Annotated in this window: 15 protein-coding genes; 4 read left to right on the top strand and 11 right to left on the bottom strand. The window is 31.3% G+C overall.

Features of this window, described 5'->3' with window-relative positions:
• Positions 1-27 precede the first annotated feature (27 nt).
• Positions 28-2,226 (bottom strand): catalase/peroxidase HPI, encoded by a 2,199-nt coding sequence (katG, locus tag ACKTSW_RS08960; RefSeq protein WP_408024927.1) that lies wholly within the window; start codon positions 2,224-2,226, stop codon positions 28-30.
• A 286-nt stretch (positions 2,227-2,512) separates the two neighbouring features.
• On the opposite strand from katG, the gene ACKTSW_RS08955 reads away from it, so the two are divergent.
• The 3 genes from ACKTSW_RS08955 to ACKTSW_RS08945 all read left to right on the top strand — a co-directional run bounded on the left by ACKTSW_RS08955 (position 2,513) and on the right by ACKTSW_RS08945 (position 3,816).
• Positions 2,513-3,154 (top strand): peroxiredoxin, encoded by a 642-nt coding sequence (locus ACKTSW_RS08955; protein WP_408024926.1) that lies wholly within the window; start codon positions 2,513-2,515, stop codon positions 3,152-3,154.
• A gap of 93 nt (positions 3,155-3,247) precedes the next feature.
• Positions 3,248-3,556: a thioredoxin family protein gene (locus ACKTSW_RS08950; RefSeq protein WP_408024925.1), complete on the top strand. Its 309-nt coding sequence runs from the start codon at positions 3,248-3,250 to the stop codon at positions 3,554-3,556.
• Between the two features lie 2 nt (positions 3,557-3,558).
• Positions 3,559-3,816: a DUF6952 family protein gene (locus tag ACKTSW_RS08945; protein WP_408024924.1), complete on the top strand. Its 258-nt coding sequence runs from the start codon at positions 3,559-3,561 to the stop codon at positions 3,814-3,816.
• A 115-nt stretch (positions 3,817-3,931) separates the two neighbouring features.
• On the opposite strand, the gene ACKTSW_RS08940 is transcribed toward ACKTSW_RS08945, so the two are convergent.
• The 4 genes from ACKTSW_RS08940 to ACKTSW_RS08925 form a co-directional block, all read right to left on the bottom strand.
• Positions 3,932-4,432: a cupin domain-containing protein gene (locus ACKTSW_RS08940; protein ID WP_408024923.1), complete on the bottom strand. Its 501-nt coding sequence runs from the start codon at positions 4,430-4,432 to the stop codon at positions 3,932-3,934.
• Positions 4,410-4,583, bottom strand: coding sequence for a hypothetical protein (locus ACKTSW_RS08935; RefSeq protein WP_408024922.1), 174 nt, complete (start codon positions 4,581-4,583; stop codon positions 4,410-4,412). Before ACKTSW_RS08935 ends, ACKTSW_RS08940 begins: the two co-directional genes overlap by 23 nt.
• Positions 4,576-6,018 carry a sodium:solute symporter gene (locus tag ACKTSW_RS08930; RefSeq protein ID WP_408024921.1) on the bottom strand — a complete coding sequence of 481 codons (1,443 nt, stop codon included), beginning with the start codon at positions 6,016-6,018 and terminating at the stop codon, positions 4,576-4,578. The genes ACKTSW_RS08935 and ACKTSW_RS08930 overlap by 8 nt, the downstream gene beginning before the upstream one ends.
• A gap of 63 nt (positions 6,019-6,081) precedes the next feature.
• Positions 6,082-6,714, bottom strand: coding sequence for an NAD(P)H-dependent oxidoreductase (locus ACKTSW_RS08925; protein ID WP_408024920.1), 633 nt, complete (start codon positions 6,712-6,714; stop codon positions 6,082-6,084).
• A 183-nt stretch (positions 6,715-6,897) separates the two neighbouring features.
• On the opposite strand from ACKTSW_RS08925, the gene ACKTSW_RS08920 reads away from it, so the two are divergent.
• On the top strand, positions 6,898-8,169 hold the full coding sequence (locus ACKTSW_RS08920; RefSeq protein ID WP_408024919.1) for a DUF2851 family protein: 1,272 nt from the start codon (positions 6,898-6,900) through the stop codon (positions 8,167-8,169).
• A gap of 11 nt (positions 8,170-8,180) precedes the next feature.
• Here the strand turns inward: ACKTSW_RS08920 and ACKTSW_RS08915 are convergent, their stop codons facing one another.
• The 6 genes from ACKTSW_RS08915 to ACKTSW_RS08890 all read right to left on the bottom strand — a co-directional run bounded on the left by ACKTSW_RS08915 (position 8,181) and on the right by ACKTSW_RS08890 (position 15,612).
• Positions 8,181-8,585 carry an Ig-like domain-containing protein gene (locus tag ACKTSW_RS08915; RefSeq protein WP_408024918.1) on the bottom strand — a complete coding sequence of 135 codons (405 nt, stop codon included), beginning with the start codon at positions 8,583-8,585 and terminating at the stop codon, positions 8,181-8,183.
• Positions 8,586-8,710: 125 nt separating this feature from the next.
• Positions 8,711-11,164, bottom strand: a complete 2,454-nt coding sequence (locus ACKTSW_RS08910) for an alpha-ketoacid dehydrogenase subunit alpha/beta (protein WP_408024917.1) — start codon at positions 11,162-11,164, stop codon at positions 8,711-8,713.
• A gap of 117 nt (positions 11,165-11,281) precedes the next feature.
• Positions 11,282-14,104, bottom strand: a complete 2,823-nt coding sequence (locus ACKTSW_RS08905; RefSeq protein WP_408024916.1) for a gluzincin family metallopeptidase — start codon at positions 14,102-14,104, stop codon at positions 11,282-11,284.
• 98 nt (positions 14,105-14,202) lie between these two features.
• On the bottom strand, positions 14,203-14,913 hold the full coding sequence (locus ACKTSW_RS08900) for an LOG family protein (protein ID WP_408024915.1): 711 nt from the start codon (positions 14,911-14,913) through the stop codon (positions 14,203-14,205).
• Positions 14,914-15,123: 210 nt separating this feature from the next.
• Positions 15,124-15,339, bottom strand: coding sequence for a hypothetical protein (locus ACKTSW_RS08895; protein WP_408024914.1), 216 nt, complete (start codon positions 15,337-15,339; stop codon positions 15,124-15,126).
• An 81-nt stretch (positions 15,340-15,420) separates the two neighbouring features.
• On the bottom strand, positions 15,421-15,612 hold the full coding sequence (locus ACKTSW_RS08890) for a hypothetical protein (RefSeq protein ID WP_408024913.1): 192 nt from the start codon (positions 15,610-15,612) through the stop codon (positions 15,421-15,423).
• Positions 15,613-15,683 lie beyond the last annotated feature (71 nt).

The following is a 15,683-nucleotide window of genomic DNA, read 5'->3' as shown; positions in this document are numbered from 1 at the left end:
TCTTTTTAACTTGTATTATGGCTATTTTTATAGTAAATCATACCTATCAGCATTCATTACTTTAGTCCAAGCAGCTACAAAATCGTTAACAAACTTTTCCTTATTGTCATCTTGTGCGTATACTTCAGCATACGAACGAAGAATTGAATTTGAACCAAATATCAAATCAGCTCTAGTTGCGGTCCATTTGGTGTTTCCGGTTTTACGATCAACAATATTGTATAGGTTTTCTCCTGCAGGCTTCCATGAGTATGTCATATCGGTAAGGTTTACAAAGAAATCGTTACTTAATACACCTTCGTTATCTGTAAATACACCATGTTTTGTACCTCCATAGTTAGTTCCTAATACACGCATCCCTCCAACTAAAATAGTCATTTCTGGAGCTGTTAAACCCATTAGTTGCGTTCTGTCTAATAACAACTCTTCAGGTTTTACAACATAATTTTTCTTTAGCCAGTTTCTGTACCCGTCGTGTAAAGGTTCTAAAACATCAAAAGATTCAGCGTCTGTCATTTCAGAAGTAGCATCACCTCTTCCAGGAGTAAAAGGAACTTTAATATTAACGCCCCCTTCTTGTGCAGCCTTTTCAACGGCAGCACTTCCACCTAAAACAATCAAATCAGCAATGCTTACTTTTTTAGTTAAGCTTGATTGAATCTCGGTTAATTTATTTAGTACTTTTTTTAGTCTTGCAGGTTCGTTTCCTTCCCAGTCTTTTTGTGGAGTTAAACGAATTCTTGCTCCATTAGCACCTCCTCTAAAATCAGAACCTCTAAAAGTTCTAGCACTATCCCAAGCAGTATTTATAAGTTCAGTACGAGTAAGCCCACTATTTAATAGCTTTTCTTTTAGTTCTTCAATTTCAGTTTCGTTTAAAGTATAGTCAACAGTAGGAACAGGATCTTGCCAGATAAGTGTTTCTGTTGGAGCATCAGCACCTAAATAACGTGTGTTAGGTCCTAAATCACGGTGTGTTAATTTAAACCAAGCACGAGCAAAGGTATCAGCGAAATACTCTGGGTTTTTATAGAATTTTTCAGATATTTTTCGGTATTTAGGATCCATTTTCATCGCCATATCCGCATCAGTCATGATAGGATTTCTTTTAATATTCGGGTTATGGGCGTCGGTAGGTTTGTCAGCATCATCCATGTTAACAGGTTCCCATTGCCAAGCACCAGCAGGACTCTTTTTTAATTCCCATTCATGATTTAATAATAAATGAAAATAGGTATGATTCCATCTGTCAGGGGTAGTTGTCCAAGCACCTTCTAAACCACTGGTAACAGTATCTGCTGCATTTCCATTTCCTTTAGGGTTCATCCAGCCAAAACCTTGATTGTGAATTTCAGCTCCTTCAGGACTTTGACCCAAAGCATCAGCATCACCATTACCATGAGCTTTTCCTACGGTGTGCCCACCAGCTGTCAACGCAACGGTTTCTTCATCGTTCATTGCCATTCGCTTAAAAGTCTCTCTTACATCTTTTGCAGTTCTTAACGGATCAGGTTTTCCGTCTACACCTTCAGGGTTTACATAAATTAATCCCATTTGAACGGCAGCAAGCGGGTTTTCAAGTGACTCACGATCTTCGTCACTACCATATCGATTTTTGGTAGGAGCTAACCATTCTTTTTCAGCACCCCAATAAATATCTTTTTCAGGATGCCAAATATCTTCACGTCCTCCAGCAAAACCAAATGTTTTGAATCCCATAGATTCATAAGCCATGTTTCCAGCTAAAATAATAAGATCTGCCCAAGACAGTTTATTACCATATTTTTTCTTGATAGGCCATAACAAACGTCTAGCTTTATCTAAATTACCATTATCAGGCCAACTATTTAAAGGAGCAAACCGTTGATTACCTGTATTACTACCACCCCTACCATCAGCAACTCTATAAGTACCTGCAGCATGCCACGCCATACGAATCATTAAACCTCCATAATGTCCCCAGTCGGCAGGCCACCAGACTTGACTATCGGTCATTAAGTTTTTCAAATCGTTTTTAACTACTTCTAAATCTAATTTTTTAAACTCTTCAGCATAATTAAAACTCTTTCCTAAAGGATTTGTTTTAGTGTCATGTTGGTGTAGAATATCTAAATTCAATGATTTAGGCCACCATTCCATAATATTGTCATGTATTTCAGTATTAGCTCCTTGTGAAAAAGGACACTTTCCATTTTTACTTGAAGAGTGTGAGTTTGTATCTTTCATGTGTATATTTTTATAGGTTATAATACCATCAAATTTACAATAAAACAATGAATAATATTTATCTATATTATTTATTTTGATATAGTATTTTCTTATTGTTTTTTTATTTTTATTTTTAATTTATTGGTTTTTAAGAGTGTATTTGTTTTATTTATTTTGATTTTATTTAAGTATTGAATATATTTATAGTGTAATAAAAAAATATTTTTAGATTTACCGTTTAAATGATAAGAAACAAAATACATTTGTGCTCGTAACAAAATATTAATCAATTAAAAATTATAAAATGGCTACAGCAGTAGGAAAAAAATTCCCAGATTTAAACGTAGATGCAATGAACGAAATGGGCGATACGTTTAAGTTAAATGTATTAGAAGAGGCAGTGAATAATAAGAAAAAGGTATTGTTGTTTTGGTACCCAAAAGATTTTACTTTTGTTTGCCCAACAGAGTTACATGCTTTTCAAGCGGCATTGCCAGAGTTTGAAAAAAGAAATACTATTGTAATTGGAGCTTCGTGTGATACTCCAGAAGTACATTTTGCTTGGTTAAATCAAACAAAAGATAATGGAGGAATTGAAGGAATAACATATCCGTTATTAGCAGACAGTAATCGTAATTTGTCATCTATTTTAGGTATCTTAGATATTTCTAACGAAGTTTATGATGAAGCTACAGGGACTGTACAGGTTGAAGGAGATAATGTAACATATAGAGCTACATATTTAATTGATGAAGAAGGAACTGTATTTCATGAAGGAATCAACCACATGCCAGTTGGTCGTAATGTAAAAGAGTATTTACGTTTAGTTGATGCTTACACTCATGTACAAGAAAAAGGTGAGGTTTGTCCAGCAAACTGGGAAGAAGGTAAAGAGGCAATGCAAGCAAATGCCAAAGCAACAGCAGCATACTTAGCAGCATACTAAAATTTATATAATTCAAGAAAGGAAACAAGTTCGTGTGAGATAAGTGAAGGGGTCGAGCACGAGCTCCTTTCGAAGTGGATAAAACTCAAGACTATGGTACAAGAATTAAGTCAAGACAACTTATCGGAAGTTGTTGCCAATAATAAAAAAGTAGTAGTACAGTTTTCGGCTACATGGTGTGGTAATTGCCGTATTATGAAACCTAAATTTAAAAAATTATCTTCTGAAAATGAAGAAGTTACTTTTGTTATTGCTGATGCAGAAAAATTTCCTGAAAGCAGAAAATTAGCTGATGTAAGCAATTTACCAACCTTTGCTACTTTTATTGATGGTAAATTTGTAAACCAAACACAAACCAATAAGTTTGAGGTGTTGAAAGATTTAGTAAACGAAGTTGCTTAATTATGAAACTACCGGTAATTAAACACTTAACTTCATTTATTGAAGAAAACGACCAAGATTACATACTAGAAACTATTGAGACACTAGAAGCTTTAACTGAAGTTCCATCTTTAAAAGATGAAGAATTAGACGTAATAGGTGAGTTGATTTCTAACATGTATGGAGCAGTAGAAGTAGATAAAATGATAAAAAATGGAACTCCTAAAAAAGAAGCGTTGAATAATTTTATGAAACGTGTTTTAGGTTCTATAGACCAATAATGTTCTGTAAATCTTACAGTTTAAATGAAAGAGCCCTGAGTATCAAAATACTCAGGGTTTTTGTTTTACATAAGTTTTTGATTATAGTTTTTACCTAGTTTTACAGAGTAATCAATTAATAGTGAGTTAATTTAGTTACAATCTCTTTATGCTGGGGGAATAACTGTATGAGTTCTTCTCTTTTAGGTAATACAAAATCGTTAAAGTCAAATCCAGGAGCCACTGTGCAACCTGTAAAAGCATACGAGTTTTCTTCACTTACTTCAGCAGCAAACCAATAACCAGCAGGAACCACAAATTGTGGCTGTTCATCATTTTCTATGTTATTTCCTATAAGAACAAAAGAATAGTCACCTTCTGGAGAAATCATATGTAGCTTTAAAGTACTCCCTTTATAAAAATGCCAAATTTCATCTTGATTAATTTTATGAAAAGCAGAAAATTTTTCAGAAGTCAATAAAAAATAAATACATGTACTGTAATTTCTATCTCCAATAAAATTTGAACTTAGTTGCTCATTTTTAACAATCCCCTCACTTCTATAGGTTTCTTTATAAAAACCACCTTCAGGGTGTTCCGCTAAGTCAAACTTTTTAATTAGTTGTTGAGCTGTCATTTTCTTTTTGTTCGTTTACTTTTTTAATAATTGACTTTAAACGTTCCTTAGTGCGTTGTTTTTCTAAACGAAGTTTATTCTCCTTTTGTTTCATTAAGCGTGTATGTTTCGCTTTGTTTACCGTATTTTTAGCTTTTCCTTTTTTAGGCATTTTTTGATGTTTTTATAGCTAACAAGCCTAAGAAGGTTAGAAATCCATTTAATATTAACACAAAGAATCCAAAGTCAAAACCAATTTTTTCCTTACTATAAAAACTGATGATATAAGTTATAATAGGAGCAATTAAACAAATGATAGGAACTAACTTGTCTTTTATGTTTAGTTTAGTAAACAATCCGAAGGCATATAAACCTAACAATGGTCCGTAGGTATACCCAGCAAATTGAAATATTTTAGCAATTACACTTTCATCAGCAATAAAATATTTAAAAATTAAGATGGCAGCTATCAAAATGAATGAAAATAATACATGAATTTTCTTTCTTATTTTCTCTTTTTCTTCTTCATTTTCTTTCTTGTCAATTTCAAGAATATCGATACTAAAAGAAGTAGTTAAAGAAGTTAAAGCACTATCAGCACTTGAATATGCTGCTGCAATTAAACCAAGTAGGAAGAATAGGGAAGTAGCTATACCTAAATCGCCACTCATAGCTATGGTAGGAAATAAATTGTCTTTATGAGTGTCTAAACCATTAGCTGTAGCATAATCAGTTAATAAAACTCCTAAGGCTAAAAAGAAAAAGTTTACAATGACTAACACAATGGTAAACCAAAATATATTTTTTTGAGCATCTTTTAAGTTTCGGCAGGTTAAGTTTTTTTGCATCATGTCTTGATCCAAACCTGTCATCACAATGGAAATAAAAGCTCCAGAAAAAAACTGCTTCCAAAAGTAATTCCCTGCTTTTACATCATCAAAAAAGAAGGTTTTTGATAAGCTATTATCTGCTACGTACGAAAATAAATTATCTATTTGCATTTCGTCTTTTATCATCACAATACATACACCAACAGCAATAAGCATAAACAACGTTTGTAAAGTATCTGTCCATACTATAGTTTTAATTCCTCCTTTAAAAGTATATAACCAAATAAGTAAAATAGTAATGGTTACTGTTACCCAAAACGGAATTCCATAAGCATCAAATAAAATTAACTGTAATACATTTGCCACTAAAAACAAACGAAAGGCAGCACCAACAGTTCTTGAAAGTAAGAAAAAAGAGGCGCCTGTTTTATATGAATGCCTACCGAAACGTCCTTCTAAATAAGTATAAATTGAGGTTAAATTTAACCGATAATAAAGAGGAAGTAATACGAGTCCAATAACGGCATAACCTACTACATACCCAAGTACCATTTGCATATAACTCATTTTATCACCTTCAACCCAACCTGGAACTGAGATAAAAGTTACTCCTGAAAGCGATGCGCCAATCATACCAAAGGCAACTAAATACCAAGGTGAGGAGTTATTTGCTTTAAAGAATGTTTGATTGTTTGCTGATTTACCAGTGATGTATGAGATAAGAATTAATACACCAAAATAGGCTAAAATAAGGAGTAGTATATGTAGTGGTTGCATACAATTAAATTATGAATTACGAATGTACTAAAATTATCATTCGTAATTCATAAATAGCATTGCCTAAGAAAGTTCAATAACCACTTCTTCGGTTTTTCTACGAACTTTTTTTAAGTCTTTCATATAGTCGTCTTCTGCCCTAAAACCAACAGGTAATACTAAAACGGATTGTAAATTGTATTTATCCAAATCTAAAATTACATTGTATTTTTCAGGAACAAAACCTTCCATTGGACAGCTGTCTATTTTTTCGTTAGCAGCAACAGTCATTAAGTTTCCTAAAGCGATATAAGCTTGGTTTTTCATCCAATGAAATAATACTTCAGGTGATTTATTATCAATGTCGTTTGTTAAAAACTCTTTAAATGGATTTAAAATCTCATCAGGTGTGTTTCTGAGGTCTTTTACTAATTTAAAATAGCTTTCTACATGTTCAGAAGTTAATTCATTAGGAATGCATAAAACCAATAAATGAGAAGCTTGCACTACTTGATGCTGGTTCCAAGAATGGGCAACTAATTGTTGCTGAATGTCTTTGTTTTTTACAATAACCATTTTAACAGGTTGTAATCCGTAAGAAGTAGCAGTTAAATTAAATGCTTCTTTTAAAATATTAATTTGTTCTTCAGAAAGAAATTTATGTTCATCAAATTTTTTAACAGCGTAACGCCATTGTAAATTTTCTATACTATTCATGTGGTTTAATTTTTACTCGATAACCGAGGGTTAAAATATTTCAAGATTTAGCTTATTAATTTTTATAAGATAAATTTCTTGACAAAAATAGAGGAATAAAAAGTTGCCTAAAAATACTTTGAATAATTAATATTGATAGTATCATAGAAATATTTTGTACATTGAAAGTGAAAAAGAAAGCTTATGAAAGAAGAATTTTTACACTTTTTGTGGCAATACAAATTATTTAACAAAGCAAATTTAACATCAGTAAATGGAGGAGTTGTTGAAGTTCTAAATTCAGGAAGTTATAATACGAATTCAGGACCAGATTTTTTAAACTCAAAATTAAAGATTGATGATCAGTTATGGATAGGGAATGTTGAAATTCATATAAAATCATCAGACTGGTATGCGCATCATCATGAAAAAGATAAGAATTACGATGCGGTTATTTTGCACATTGTATGGGAGCACGATACCAATGTATTTATGAAAAATAACCATCCATTACCAACGGTAGAATTACAAAGATTTGTTCAAGAAGATGTATTGGCAAATTATAGAAAGTTGTTTTTAAAAGGACAACGGTGGATTCCTTGTGAAAAGGAAATAGGAGAAATCAATTCTTTTTTATTAAATAACTGGTTAGAGCGTTTGTACTTTGAACGATTAGAGAATAAATCGGTTGTAATAAAAGAGCTGCTGCAAAAATCAAAAAATGATTATGAAGTGGTGTTGTTTCAGTTATTAGCTAAGAATTTCGGATTGAAAGTTAATGGAGCGGCTTTTCTAGAACTAGCACAATCGTTTGATTTTTCAGTGTTGCGTAAAGTTCGATTCGATGAAGAGCAATTATCAGCTTTATTGTTTGGACAAGCAGGATTTTTAGCTGATGAAATAGAAGATAGTTATTATCAGCAATTACAGAAAGAATATGCTTATATACAGCATAAACAAAAGTTACAGCCAATTGCTAAACATACGTTTCAGTTTTTTAGAATGCGTCCAAGTAACTTTCCAACAATTAGAATAGCTCAATTAGTAGCTTTATATGTTAAGTGTCAAAATCTATTCTCTAGATTAATAGATATAAGCAGACTAGAAGAGTTCTATAATTTATTGTCTGTGGAAGTAAACGATTTTTGGAAAACACATTACACATTTGAGACAGAATCAAAAAAATCAACTAAAAAACTTACAAAGCCATTTATTGATTTGTTGATTATTAATACAGTTATTCCTTTAAAATTTGTTTATGAACAAGGAAAGGGAGATATTAATGAAGAAAGTTTACTATACTTAATTCAGCAATTAAAACCTGAAAGTAATTCGATTGTAAGTAAGTTTTCTGAATTAAAAATTAAGACGGATAATGCTTTTCAAACTCAAGCTTTATTAGAACTTAAAAATAATTATTGCGCAAAGAAACGTTGTTTACAGTGCGCAATAGGAAACTATTTAATCAAACTTTAAATTACTTTATTCTATAGCGGGCCTAAGATTATTCCTATTCCTTTAAGTGTAATTTGTTGCTCTCCTACGTTTGTTTCAAAAATTAGAGTGTTCTCAAATTCTCCATGTTCTAAAGGTCTAAACCCCAGAGAAAAAGTATATTCTTTATTAGGTGCTATAATGATTTCACCTTTTGAAATAGAGTTTGTGTAAAAGTAGCTTTTTAAATTAAACTGAAAGCTAGAAATGATTAAATCACCATTTCCAGTATTTTTAACTGTAAGCTCTTTGTTAGAGGAACTGTTAACCGGTAAAATGCCAAAATCTAAAATTTTTTCACTAGCTTCAAAAACTGATTTTTTAATGATTTCATTTTCGTCTTTATTACATGAGATTGTTAAAATAGAAGCTAATACTAAGATGATTATTTTTTTCATTTTTTTAAATTATTTTTCAGCAAAAATAATATTGACTAATAAAATTTCACTCACCCTTTTGGGGTGATTTTTAATAAAAAAAGCGCATTGAATTATCAATGCGCTTTTTTATTAAATGAGTTTTTTTAGTATAAACGCTTAAAATTATTAGGGTTTGCTTCATGCATAATTTCGTATACCTTTTCAAAAATATCTTCTGCAGATGGTTTAGAGAAATAATCTCCATCGGTACCATAGGCAGGTCTGTGTGCTTTTGCTGTTAAGGTTTGTGGTTTGCTATCTAAGTATTTATAACCGTTTTGGTTTTCAATAATTTCTTGTAATAAGTATGCTGAAGCTCCTCCAGGAACATCTTCGTCAACAACCAACAAACGGTTTGTTTTAGCTACTGATTTTACAGTATCATGATTAATATCAAAAGGTAATAAACTTTGTGCGTCTACAATTTCCACATCAATACCTACTTGAGCTAAATCTTTTGCAGCTTCTTCAACAATTCGTAAAGTAGAACCATAAGAAACAATTGTAATGTCATTTCCTTCCTTAATAGTTTCAACAACACCGATTGGAGTTTTAAAATCTCCTAAATTGGTAGGTAACTCTTCTTTTAAACGGTAACCATTTAAGCATTCTACCACTAAAGCAGGGTCATCACCTTCTAGTAACGTATTATAGAATCCTGCAGCTTTAGTCATGTTACGAGGAACTAATACATGTATACCTCGTACGTTATTTATAATTCCACCCATTGGTGAACCCGAGTGCCAAATACCTTCTAAACGGTGCCCACGAGTACGGATAATTAAAGGAGCTTTTTGCTTTCCAAAAGTACGATAACGTAGCGTCGCTAAATCATCACTCATTATTTGTAAAGCATATAATAAATAATCTAAATACTGAATTTCAGCAATAGGACGTAATCCGCGCATTGACATTCCAATACCTTGTCCTAAGATGGTAGCCTCACGAATTCCTGTATCAGAAACACGTAACTCACCGAACTTTTCCTGTAATCCTTCTAATCCTTGGTTTACATCTCCAATGTATCCTGCATCTTCACCAAAAATTAGCACTTCTGGGTGTTTAGCCAAAATAGCTTCAAAATTATCACGCATAATCACACGTGCATCCACGATATTTTTTTCTGAAGCATAGGTTGGAGCTTCTGCAGAAATATTTTGTGTAGCTAACTCTGTTTCACTTAATAAGTGAGCTGAATATTTTATAGCAGCTTTATCAGTTGAAGCTTTGATAAAATTTTGTAGAGTAATTTTTTCTGTGAAATTTTCGTTTCTTAAATAACGTAAAGTTTTGCGAGCAGCAACTAAAATATCTTTTCTAATAGGCTCTGAAATAGCAGCTAAATCGTTTTTATATTTTGTGATAAATGAACCATTGCTGCTTTTTTGAGCAATAACTTCTAACAAAGAAACAGCCTCAGCTACTTCTGTTTTTATTTCATTTGTGTATGCACTCCAAGCATCGCGTTTAGCTTTACTTACTTCTTTTTTTGCTTCTTTTTCAATGTTGATTAAATCTTCTTCAGAATCAATAAATTTTAAAGTATCTCCATCTTCATTTTCTAATTCAAATTCTAAAATCCACTTACGCATTTGGGCAATACAATCAAACTCTTGTTCCCATTGTAAACGTTCTTTTGATTTGTAGCGTTCATGAGAACCTGAAGTAGAGTGACCTTGTGGCTGTGTTAATTCTTTTACGTGAATTAATACAGGAATATGTTGCTCTCTTGCAATTTGAGAAGCTTTATTGTAAGTGTCAATTAACTGAACGTAATCCCAACCGTTAACGACGAAAATCTCATATCCGTTACTTTTATTTTCACGTTGAAACCCTTTCAAAATTTTTGAAATACTCTCTTTAGTGGTTTGGTGGCGTGCATGTACTGAAATTCCGTATTCATCATCCCATACATTCATAACTATCGGAACTTGTAAAACACCAGCAGCATTAATGGTTTCGAAGAACAAGCCTTCACTTGTACTAGCATTACCAATAGTACCCCAAGCAACTTCGTTTCCGTTAATTGAGAAATTAGTGTGTTTTTTTAAGCCTTCAACATTTCTATATATTTTTGATGCTTGTGCTAATCCTAATAAACGAGGCATTTGACCTGCGGTGGGAGAAATATCTGAAGATGAATTTTTTTGAGCTGTTAAGTTTTTCCAATTTCCAGTTTCATCTAAAGAATGTGTTGCAAAATGCCCTCCCATTTGACGACCTGCAGACATTGGCTCAACATTTATATCAGTATGAGCATATAATCCTGCAAAAAACTGTTGCGGAGTTAATTCTCCAATTGCCATCATAAATGTTTGATCACGGTAGTAACCCGATCTAAAATCACCATTTTGAAAAGCTTTAGCCATAGCTAACTGAGGCACTTCTTTACCATCTCCAAAAATTCCAAACTTAGCTTTTCCTGTTAAAACTTCTCTTCTTCCTAATAAACTACATTCTCGACTAATACGAGCGGTTCTATAGTCTTTTAAAACTTCATTTTTAAAATCTTGAAAAGAAAGCTGTTGAGTATTAGCTATTTCGGTATTTTGCGTCATAATCATCTAATTTAGGTATGGTTACAAAGATAGGATTTTTAGTTGAAATTTAAAAATTTGAATTTTTATTGAACATCTTTCAATAAAACAAGGATATAAAGAAAATTATTGAAGTATCTATAATATACCTCTTCTAATAAAATTATAAATCCTATCAATATCTGTTGTAATGATGAATCTAATTTTTGAAGGATAGGCTCTTTTATTAATTTCAAAACCCTCGTTAGTGTAGACAGGAAAGTAAAATTCAAAAACATCTGGAAGAAAATTGAGACGAATACCATTTTCATAAAAAAACTTTGGCGAAGTTTTTTTGTTTTTCAATACAGCAACATCATTATAAATCTCTGCCCATTTCCAAAGACTAACACTAGTATTTATAGCACCAATAAATTGATTGGCAAAGTATGGCTGCTTAAACTTAGATTTAAACCCTCCTTGTCCAATTACAAATTGCTGACTAAAGAAACCTTCATTTTCTGAGCGTCCAAATAAGTTTTGTTCAAATAAATAGTCATTACCACGGTTTAATCCAAAACTAAAATAATCTCCTTCTGTTTTGTTGGATAAGAAGAGTCCACCAAAAAGACGGATTTCAAAGCTTTCGTTAGCGGTAAAAAACTTTTTATAACGAAAATCAGTAGATATTTTACTAAAATTAGAATTTACCTCGAGGTTAGCAGCATATCTAATTCTGTGAATAGCATCAAATTTATTGTTAATATAACGCAGGTTGAAAATGTTATATTTATCTTGATCGTTTTGAGTACTGTTGGGAGATACTTCTTTATCAACACTAACCATACGGGCTATTAAGAACTTAGAACCAATATCACGGAGTGTATTTCTTCGAAATTGAAAATTGATAAACGGACTTAAAGTATTGTACCCTAATTCAGGTGCGTAATGAAAATTACTTCCAGAAACACCATATCGTATTTTATAAAGTTTTGGGCTTTTAAAAAAATGATTATATCCTACTGAGAAAGATCCGGTTAAATTTCTACTTTTAAGACCATAGTTAGGGGTTAAGCTAAATTGAAAGTTATGACTAACGAGTGATTTGTTATTTATGTTTACCCCAAGTATTAATCCATCATACAAGTTGTACTTAATATCAGGATAGTAAAATAATTGATTATAATATGGATTTTCAAAATCTTTAAAAAAACGTAATTGAATAGGTTTGTTTATAATGCTATTATTTACATTTCTAAAATTATCTAGAGAGTTAAATTCAGGATAGTTATTTTCATAATTTAACGCTAGTTTGTTAAAGTCACCTCTTTTAATTTTTATTGTTTTAGTAGAGTCTACACCAGTAACCCAAGTTTTAAGTTTTATTTTTTTCTTTTGAATACCATACAGTGCTACAGGAGCTATAATACTTCTTTTATTTTTAATTGTAACAAATAGAGAATCTTTATTTTTGGTATAGGATACCTTTCTTATTTTGTAATCTATTTTTTTGTTTGTATTGATATAGTCACCAAAAAACCATTGCAAATCTTTTGGGGTTTTCTTTTGAAGAATTTCGGCAAAAGATTTACTATTTGAAGGCTTTAGCTGGTTTTTAGTGTAAAACTCTTTTACAGATTCTCTTAATATACTGTCTCCAACAAAGTCATGTAAATACTTAATTCCCAAACCGGCTTTATATTTGCTAACAACTTTTCTGTTAAAATTTGAAAGAGAGTTGCTAGAGGCTGTTAAGGGTTGGTCATAGAATTTACGAGAGCTAAACTGATATACGAGAGGATATTTATCGTTTTGTTTTAATTTAGCGATGTTGTAGGTTTTTATGGGCCAATACTTGGAGTACTTCCCCAAAAAAGTAATATTTGGGTAGTATTTTTTTATATACGCCATCATTAAATACGTTTGTAATCCATCAGTAAGCCAATAATCTTTTCTTGGATTTTGAATAATTACATCATCAAAATACTTTTGGGTAAGGGCTTTGAAAAATCCTGTTTCCCACCTAAAGTTTTTCGGAAAAGGTTTTAGCCAACTGGGAAGACCATAAATTTCATGTAACGAATTTTTATTAATGGTTCGTGAATCAACAAAAATTTCAGGATGAGGGTGCTTTCCTATAAAGTCTTCAATAAATTGTATTTGTCGATTTATGATTTTGGTTGTTTCTTTATTAGGAATTTTTCTAAGAAAAGCATCTGTTTTTATCTCTTTACCTTTTAATTTAAAAGACTTAAAAGTTCTGATAGTATCGATATGGAGTATAATGTCTTTCTTTTTTGCTCCCACTAAATAGTAGTTGGTATAGTTTTCTTTTTCAGTTTTATATTGATATAGGTTACTTTCAATGTGATAATTTTTCGGAACATCTATGGAAATAGAATAATTAGAAAGCTCTTCATATAAATCATCTAAATTTAAGTTGCTCATTAATTGCCACTTTTTATCATATATAGCAGGAATTATATACCAGAATCGTAGATGATAACCTGTTTTTGTTTTTCCATATCCTGTATATTTTGCATTTGGAATTTTTACAGAATATGATGTGCGGATTATTAAGCTATCTTTTGGTCTTAGAGGTTTGTTAAGGGATACCTTAATAATGTCTTGCTGAGTTTTTCTTTCTTTAAATGAAACTTGTTTGAAGTTTATTGTTAGGTTTCTTATTTTGCTATAACCTCTATCTTTCTCTTTTGAAAAATAAAATGTTTTCTTATAATCTTCAATAAATCGCTTAGCTAAAGGGGTGTTATCGTTTTTATAGCCATTAGCCCAATTATGTAAGAAAACATGATGTAAGTTGGATGATGAGTGATTGAAAAAAGTTGTTTTTTGTAAAATATGAATTACATCGTTGTTTACATCTAGTTTAGCTTTTATTTCAACAGAGTTTTCTTGTGCTACTATTTTAAAGCAATACAAGATGGTAGCACATAATAAGAAGAGTGTTTTCTGTTTCAATATTATATAAGGTCTTTTAAAAAGATTTATAATTTAATAAACCTTGTGAAAATAAAAAAGCTCATTTAATTTTCAATGAGCTTTAAAGATAAATATTTTTAGAAGTTAGGTTTGAGTTGATATTTAGCATAGAATTTATTAAAATGCTCAACAGCTTCATCAGCAGTATCAACAACTCTAAATAAATTTAAATCTTTTTCGCTAATGTTACCTTCTGCAATTAAAGTATTTTTAATCCAGTCTAATAATCCAGCCCAGAACTTTCTACCAATTAGAACAATAGGAAAGCGACCAATTTTATTAGTTTGAATTAAAGTAATTGCCTCAAAAAGTTCATCCATTGTACCAAAACCACCAGGCATAACAACAAAACCTTGAGAATATTTTACAAACATAACCTTACGAACAAAGAAGTAATCAAAATTTAAGTTTTTATCATAATCTATCCAGGGGTTATTGTTTTGCTCAAAAGGAAGATCAATATTTAAACCTACTGAAGTACCTTTTCCTCGGTGAGCTCCTTTATTTCCAGCTTCCATAATACCTGGACCACCTCCAGTAATTACCCCAAAACCACTTTGTGTTAATTTAAAGGCAACCTCTTCTGTTAATTTATAGTAAGTATCATCTGTTTTTGTACGAGCAGATCCAAAAATAGAAACGCATGGTCCTATTTTACTTAATTTTTCATAACCCTCAACAAACTCAGACATAATTTTAAATATTGCCCATGAATCGTTTGTTTTTATCTCATTCCACGTTTTCTGTTGTAATTTTTCTCTAATTTTTCTATCATCATTCGGACTCATAATTCTTCTACTTTATATATTTAATAACAAATTTAGTTGCTAAAATTACATTTTTAGCAAGCCTGCTAATTTAGTTCTTTTTTAATGATAGAAAAAGATAAAAGAAAAAAACTACCTTTTAAGGTAGTTTTTAAGGTGTTAAGTTCACCTTATATAGTTAAACATAGAATGTCTGCTGATAAAAGGTGCTAAAAACATGTGAAACAGATGTTAATTATACACACATATACCATCTAAATGACTTTGTTGTGTAGTATCACAATACATACCTGGTGCACACCAGTTAGTTATACAAGGACAATTAAAAGGAACATTGCCTTCTATAGCGTCACATTTTCCTGAGGCTGTTAATTTTGTTCCTCCTTTTATTTGTTTTTGATCTACTTTGTTTAAAGCTTTACCTAAGCTTAAGATTGATTTTTTCATGGTTTTAATTTTTAAAATTAATGACTTTTTTATTAATTCATAAATATTTTAGGTTTGTATGAATATCTACCTTTCAAAAGGTTAAGGTTCAGTAGGAGCAACCATACAAGTATAGCCACAACCTGGTATGTACTCCCATGGGCTAATACAATTAACATTTGATACAGGTTGCTCATAACAGCCTCTGGAGTTAGATTGATCATTACCTCCTTTTACTTCTTTTTGTTCAGCTCTGTTTAGGGCTTTACCGAAGGTGAAAATTTGTTTTTTCATGATTAAAAAATAAAAATTAGTTAATCCTTGAACATTTAAAGACACTCAAGGTTTGTGTCAATTCTTTGCGA

The organism is Tenacibaculum sediminilitoris, from assembly GCF_964513795.1.
Lineage (GTDB): Bacteria > Bacteroidota > Bacteroidia > Flavobacteriales > Flavobacteriaceae > Polaribacter > Polaribacter sediminilitoris.
This window is presented reverse-complemented; position numbering and strand designations above follow the sequence as displayed.

What these genes read in the sequence shown, in the direction of transcription:
- ACKTSW_RS08935 (WP_408024922.1), bottom strand. Translation starts at nt 4,583, where the DNA reads ATGCCTAAAAAAGGAAAAGCTAAAAATACGGTAAACAAAGCGAAACAT.
- ACKTSW_RS08910 (WP_408024917.1), bottom strand. Translation starts at nt 11,164, where the DNA reads ATGACGCAAAATACCGAAATAGCTAATACTCAACAGCTTTCTTTTCAA.
- ACKTSW_RS08945 (WP_408024924.1), top strand. Translation starts at nt 3,559, where the DNA reads ATGAAACTACCGGTAATTAAACACTTAACTTCATTTATTGAAGAAAAC.
- ACKTSW_RS08925 (WP_408024920.1), bottom strand. Translation starts at nt 6,714, where the DNA reads ATGAATAGTATAGAAAATTTACAATGGCGTTACGCTGTTAAAAAATTT.
- ACKTSW_RS08930 (WP_408024921.1), bottom strand. Translation starts at nt 6,018, where the DNA reads ATGCAACCACTACATATACTACTCCTTATTTTAGCCTATTTTGGTGTA.
- ACKTSW_RS08915 (WP_408024918.1), bottom strand. Translation starts at nt 8,585, where the DNA reads ATGAAAAAAATAATCATCTTAGTATTAGCTTCTATTTTAACAATCTCA.
- ACKTSW_RS08950 (WP_408024925.1), top strand. Translation starts at nt 3,248, where the DNA reads ATGGTACAAGAATTAAGTCAAGACAACTTATCGGAAGTTGTTGCCAAT.
- katG (WP_408024927.1), bottom strand. Translation starts at nt 2,226, where the DNA reads ATGAAAGATACAAACTCACACTCTTCAAGTAAAAATGGAAAGTGTCCT.
- ACKTSW_RS08890 (WP_408024913.1), bottom strand. Translation starts at nt 15,612, where the DNA reads ATGAAAAAACAAATTTTCACCTTCGGTAAAGCCCTAAACAGAGCTGAA.
- ACKTSW_RS08940 (WP_408024923.1), bottom strand. Translation starts at nt 4,432, where the DNA reads ATGACAGCTCAACAACTAATTAAAAAGTTTGACTTAGCGGAACACCCT.
- ACKTSW_RS08920 (WP_408024919.1), top strand. Translation starts at nt 6,898, where the DNA reads ATGAAAGAAGAATTTTTACACTTTTTGTGGCAATACAAATTATTTAAC.
- ACKTSW_RS08955 (WP_408024926.1), top strand. Translation starts at nt 2,513, where the DNA reads ATGGCTACAGCAGTAGGAAAAAAATTCCCAGATTTAAACGTAGATGCA.
- ACKTSW_RS08895 (WP_408024914.1), bottom strand. Translation starts at nt 15,339, where the DNA reads ATGAAAAAATCAATCTTAAGCTTAGGTAAAGCTTTAAACAAAGTAGAT.
- ACKTSW_RS08900 (WP_408024915.1), bottom strand. Translation starts at nt 14,913, where the DNA reads ATGAGTCCGAATGATGATAGAAAAATTAGAGAAAAATTACAACAGAAA.